The organism is Mangrovicoccus sp. HB161399, assembly GCF_013184745.1.
Lineage (GTDB): Bacteria > Pseudomonadota > Alphaproteobacteria > Rhodobacterales > Rhodobacteraceae > Mangrovicoccus.
This window is the reverse complement of the sequence record NZ_JAATVU010000156.1, coordinates 1-5,027: the sequence shown is the minus strand read 5'-3', so window position 1 is coordinate 5,027 and position 5,027 is coordinate 1. Positions and strand designations below refer to the sequence as shown.

The 5,027-nt window shown below is 54.8% G+C and carries 3 protein-coding genes and 3 pseudogenes; 3 read left to right on the top strand and 3 right to left on the bottom strand.

The annotated features are described in order from the left end of the window. Positions 1–96: 96 nt before the first annotated feature. Positions 97–386 (bottom strand): annotated as a pseudogene (locus HCC78_RS34275) (IS5/IS1182 family transposase); the annotation flags it as partial. Between the two features lie 81 nt (positions 387–467). Next, positions 468–578, bottom strand: a pseudogene (locus tag HCC78_RS34270) (helix-turn-helix domain-containing protein); the annotation flags it as partial. Positions 579–1,202: 624 nt separating this feature from the next. Between HCC78_RS34270 and HCC78_RS31450 the strand changes: the two are divergent. The 3 genes from HCC78_RS31450 (at position 1,203) to HCC78_RS31440 (ending at position 4,413) form a co-directional block, all read left to right on the top strand. Then, positions 1,203–2,507 (top strand): ATP-binding protein, encoded by a 1,305-nt coding sequence (locus HCC78_RS31450; protein ID WP_172332656.1) that lies wholly within the window; start codon positions 1,203–1,205, stop codon positions 2,505–2,507. A 217-nt stretch (positions 2,508–2,724) separates the two neighbouring features. Then, positions 2,725–3,765, top strand: coding sequence for an isopenicillin N synthase family oxygenase (locus HCC78_RS31445; RefSeq protein ID WP_172332655.1), 1,041 nt, complete (start codon positions 2,725–2,727; stop codon positions 3,763–3,765). Further along, positions 3,766–4,413 (top strand): LysE family translocator, encoded by a 648-nt coding sequence (locus tag HCC78_RS31440; protein WP_253949462.1) that lies wholly within the window; start codon positions 3,766–3,768, stop codon positions 4,411–4,413. Between the two features lie 279 nt (positions 4,414–4,692). On the opposite strand, the pseudogene HCC78_RS31435 reads toward HCC78_RS31440, so the two are convergent. Continuing rightward, positions 4,693–4,905: pseudogene (locus HCC78_RS31435) on the bottom strand (transposase domain-containing protein); the annotation flags it as partial. Between the last annotated feature and the right edge of the window lie 122 nt (positions 4,906–5,027).

Here is a 5,027-nt window from a genome sequence, read left to right as displayed (position 1 = left end):
CCAGGGAAGCAGTCGGCGGCGGTCCCATGGCCGCGTCAGGAGAGTGCGCAGCCTGAAAATAGACACCGGTGACAACAACCTTGAAAACCACCGGGTGCCGCGCAGGTCATGTGCCTGACCGGGCAGCAGACGGAAGTCGATCAGGTTGCCGAGCGCATCTGTCAGCGCCAAGATCTTCGTCGTCACACCGCCGCGAGAGCGCCCGATGGCCTGGCCCGCAGTCCCCCTTTTGTGCCTTGTCCATGCCGGTGGACCTTGACGATGGTGCCATCCACCATCACGTATTCAAAATCCCCATTGTCGGATAACACTTTGAACATCAAGTAGAATGCGTCAGCCTTGACCCAGCGGCGGAAGCGTTTGAACACGGTGTTCCACTTCCCGAATTCGGCCATCGGCTCGGCCGCCGCCACGTCTTCGTCGAGCGCGCCTGCTTCCGCTTTTTCGATCCAGACACGGATCAGGTTGCGCGACAGGTCGTGGCGGCGGCCGAGCGCGTGGAGCGTCTCGCCGCCCTGAAACTCGGCGACGACCTGGCGCTTGAATTCGGTACTATGGCTTCGGTGGCGTCTGGGCATAGGCTTTCTTCCTCTGAAAGCCCGCAGGGGGTCAATTCAACCGGCCAACCTGGTCCACCCGCAGGGGCGCACTCCAATAGGGGGGCAGTTTTCCGTGCCGATTGACAGTCAGGCAGCACGCGCTGCTGGACGCCGATCGGCTCCGTCTGGCTCAACCCGGACAGGCCCGACGAGATGCCACGAGGCCATGGGGCCGTCGACACGCTCCCCAGGGAAGCAGCCGACGGCCCCATGGCCGGACCGGGAGAGTGCGCAGCCTGAAAATAGACACCGGTGACAACCCCATTGAAGACCACCGCTGCGGTCATCAGCTGATTTGCGCAACAGCGCCTCGTCGAGGATGAATCACGTTCTATAGGCCGCGTCGACGGGCGACTACTTCAGCGGCGTGTTAGGGCCGCGGTGGGGCGAGGGAAGTGCTTGCGGCTTTCCGGCCAATTGACATTTTCAGCGGTTTCCTTAAAGGTTTAGGATCTCTGAATCGCGGGCTGACTATTTTATCAAATAGGTCATGCCTTGTCCGGGGTGCAAAAACGGCCGCTTTTGAACGAATAGGATTGGAAACTGAACACTTCCTCACACTTGGCCGCTGGGCATGATCGTAGCAAGCAGAGCTACGAAGCGTTGATACTTCGCATTCTCAACGAGTTTGCGATTGATGTCATGAGTATCCCAAACGTCAACGATCTTCTATGGTATGTAGCGCAAAAAGTCGTCGGGAAGCTCGAATTCGTGGACTGCGTGATCTACACCTCTAACCTTGAAGAAACGGTTTTGACGCAAGCCGCAGCCATGGGAGAGAAAAACCCGTTTGGCCGCAACATCATAAACCCGCTCAAAATCCCGTTTGGACAAGGTATTACGGGTCGGGTGGCGCAAACCCGGGAAGCTGTGATTGTCAATGATCTGCTTGACGACAAGGACTATATTTCGGATGCCCAGCCGGCACGGTCGGAACTATGCGTCCCCATGATCTTCGGTAACCGTGTGGTTGGCGTCATTGACAGTGAGCACCCTGAACCGGGAGCATACGGCAAAGCGGAGCTGGAGATACTTACAACAGTCGCAGCGATGACAAGCGCAAAAATGGAGCTTTTGGAAGAGACCGAAAGATCGGTGAGGAGGTACCATAATTTGGTGGATTCTCATTTGCAGATCACCAAGGAAATCAATAGCCGAAAAGCGCTTGAAGCACAGCTCTTCGAGGCACGGAAATTGGAAGCAATAGGGCGGCTTTCGGGTGGCTTCGCTCACGACTTCAACAACATTCTTACAGTGATTTCGGGAAACCTGGAACTGTTGGACGAGGTTTTCAGTCCCCGCGACGCCGAGGTGGTTGACTGCCTGAACGCAGCTCGAACAGCATCCGAGAAGGGCGCGAGCCTGGTGCGAAGCATGCTCGCATTTTCGCAGCGTGCCCACTTGGATGCCGAAATTGTGGACCTTCGGGAGCTGGTGGAATCCACTCTTTTATGGAGCAAGCGCATCTTGCCCGAAGTGATTTCCGTGCAACTTAATCTTTCAGAGGCGACTTGGCCCACAAAGGTTGACCGAAGCGGGGCAGAGAATGCCGTGCTGAACTTGATTGTCAATGCGCGTGATGCGATGCCTGAGGGCGGGCGGCTGGACATTCGGACCCGAAATGTATCGGTTGCAGTATCCGACGTGGCAGATCGCAGGCTGACGCTAGAACCGGGCAGATACGTCCGCCTCAGCGTAAGCGACACAGGAACGGGGATACCCGAGAACCAGCTGCAACAGGTATTCGATCCGTTCTTCACGACAAAATCGGCGAGTGAAGGCACCGGCCTTGGCCTGTCTACGGTGTTTGGATACATGCAGCAATCGCGGGGCACCGTTACAGTCGAGTCAAAGTCGGGTGAGGGTTCCACTTTCCATTTATATTTTCCTGCTTTTTTGCCAGAGTAGCGAACTTCAAGGGAATCGCATTTGGAACTGACCCGTCATCCTGAAGGCAAAAGTTCTCCTCCAACCTGATCTCCGCGGTGAGAAGGTGGGCTGTGTTCTATATATGTTCCATGTCCTGCCCTCCAGAATTCCGAACGCGATAGCCTTCTAGTTAACTAAACGTCAGGCGTGGTTTACAACCATTGGTGACTATTCACCCAACGGTTGTGAGGAAGCCATGTACGAGCCCCCCCTAATTAGTCTCGCCGACCTTAACCAGGAGAATGGAGAAAAGTATGTTTCTCTTTGCAGCGCCATTGGCGAAGCTGCGCAAGGAATAGGATTTTTGAGAATCTGCGATCACGGCATTGATCCAGCCCTTGTCGAATCGTGCTATCAACAAGCCGAACGGCTCTTCTCGATGCCAGAGGCATTTAAACGACAGTACTATATCGCCAAGAGTTCCAATCATCGCGGATACGTGCCCTTTTCAGAAAAGGGGGACTATCCAGATGAAGTGAATCGCAACTACGAGGCATTCGATTTGGGACTGGATTTGCCGTACGATGATCCGGATTATTTGGCCGGAAATCGAGTTCTCGGGCCGAACGTGTGGCCGGATCTTTTGGGCTTCAAGGGCGTAATTAGTGAGTATTACAGGCAAGTGTCTACTCTTGGAAGGCGCCTGTGTGGCTGTTTTGAAGCTTATCTAGGACTGCCTGCAGGGGCGATAACAAGCCAAATGAGTAAGCCCGTGTCACAGTTGCGACTTCTTCATTATGTGCGTAACGTCAACACAACCGATCTGCGATCAGTGAATATGGGCGCCCATACTGACTATGAGTGCCTGACACTTTTGCATACCCGCAATGAAGGACTTCAGGTAATGACGCAGGATGACATATGGATTGACGTTCCAGTTGACCCCGCCACGCTGATTGTGAATGTTGGAGATATGTTAGAAAGCTGGACAAACGGTATCTTTAGGTCGACGCCGCATCGAGTCTTGAACCTGAGCCCGGAGCGGTTCTCTCTGCCCTATTTCGTAGCAGCAAATTACGATGCCGAGATCAAACCTTTCCGACAGCTTCTTAAAGAAAATGAGATACCAAAATATCAACCTATCTTTGCGGGAGAACACCTTGAGCGTATGTTGACACGTGACTTCCCCTATTTGAGGGACGCGAAGTTGCGTGCCAAGCACTCTCGAAATTCACGCCTAGCGTTTCCGATGACTTCGAACCCGTTTGAAGATCGCATGAATGGGAAGGTTGCTTAGATGATGCCGGATTTTGACGCAATAATCGCAGTGACACTCGCCGGTTTCGCACTCAGCCTCACGCCAGGGCCATCCATGTTGTACGTTTTGTCCAGAAGTGTTGGCCAAAGTCGATCCGCCGGCCTAGCTTCCGCGGTCGGCTTAGGGTTTGGCGGAATCCTTTTGGTGTTGGGGACTTCATTCGGACTGGCCGCCCTGTTCGAACGGATCGACTGGGTGGTCCCAGTCCTAAGTTATGTCGGATCAGCATATTTGGTATGGCTTGGGATTGGGATGATCCATGGGGCACGAGATAGAGCTCGGCAAACAGTTTATGTGGACACGGTAACAAAAGAGCCAATCTCGGAAATCGTCTGGCAGGGCATACTCGTTGAACTTCTCAATCCTAAAACGGTTCTCTTCTTGGTGCTTTTCTTGCCGCCGTTTGTTAGTTCGGATGTGGAATTGTTCAGCGATCAAAATGGTCAGCTGCAGCTATTGGTTTTAGGTTCCCTCGTGCCCTTGACCGCTCTTCCATCTGATCTTGCAGTGGCGTTGCTGGGCGGCACCTTGGCCAGAACTATCAATTGTCGAAGTAAGCTCCGAGAATATTCGGCATACGGATGTGGCCTAGTTTTGGTCGCCATCGCCTTGCATTTGCAAATGTGAGAGGCGTTGATTTGTCAATGGCGGAGCAAACTCCGGCCATGTCGCGGCGCAAAACCAGGCCAGTCGTGGGCGGGTCTGCGACTTTGGAGAGCATGATTTTGGGGGCAGCGGAGGTCGGGCGTAGCCCGGCCGTAGCTGGCCCCAAAATTTCGCCCGGAGTTGCCCCGCGCGGACTACGAGCATAATCGTTGCAAGCGAAGCCTGGCCCCCCACCTGTTTGTGAGGCGGCGGTTCTGAGATCTCATTTCCTTTAACGTAAACATCCGGCGAGGGCCGCGGTCATGCGGCCTTGCGTGACAAGGCGCTTTGTGGCGTCCAGTTCCAGGGCAGAAGCTCTGGTACGCGCGAGACCTTGGTGTCAGGCAGCCACGCCAGGACACCAGCGAGCCAAGCCTGTGGATCGATGCCGTTCATCTTCGCCGTCACGATCAGCGTGTACATGAAGGCCGCCCTGTCGCCGCCGCGTATCCCTGCGGTGAGGGCCGTCTTCCGAGGTCTGTGACGCCCGTCTAAGAGCATGGCTTATGGCATGCGCTAAGGTTATTTCGCAATTTGAGCTCCTGGGCCCCGGTGATGCCGGGCGTCGGCGGGAGTGGTCTGACGAGGAAAAGATC

Coding starts and splice junctions, on each gene's coding strand:
- HCC78_RS31445 (WP_172332655.1), top strand. CDS start 2,725: ATGTACGAGCCCCCCCTAATTAGTCTCGCCGACCTTAACCAGGAGAAT.
- HCC78_RS31440 (WP_253949462.1), top strand. CDS start 3,766: ATGATGCCGGATTTTGACGCAATAATCGCAGTGACACTCGCCGGTTTC.